Raw genomic sequence first — 360 nt, forward strand, 5'->3', positions numbered from 1 at the left:
GTCTGGTACTGAGCACCACGGCGGTGTGTGCTTTATCATCAAAAAACGCGGTGGTATGGCAGCAGAAACCTACTTAGAAAATGCGGTCGATACCGATTGTGTTTTAGCGCTGGAAGATGTTGGTAACCCGCATAACCTTGGTGGGATCATGCGTAGCTGCGCTCACTTTGGTGTGAAAGGTGTGATTTTACAAGATGCAGGAATGCTGGAATCAGGTGCGGCAATTCGTACCGCTGAAGGCGGCGCGGAGCATATTAAAGCCATTGATGCGGATGGTTTCACCCCAACACTGAATAAATTCCGTGAAGCGGGCTATACCATCGTCACGACATCAAGCCATAAAGGTAGTCAGGACATTGC

Annotated in this window: 1 protein-coding gene; it reads left to right on the forward strand. The window is 49.4% G+C overall.

What is annotated here, in order from left to right; translation table 11 throughout:
- The coding region (locus ACNQ0T_RS23320; RefSeq protein ID WP_417930396.1) for a TrmH family RNA methyltransferase at window positions 1–360 on the forward strand (360 nt) is incomplete at both ends.

Source organism: Enterobacter cloacae complex sp.6700776 (assembly GCF_048284255.1).
GTDB lineage: Bacteria > Pseudomonadota > Gammaproteobacteria > Enterobacterales > Enterobacteriaceae > Enterobacter > Enterobacter intestinihominis.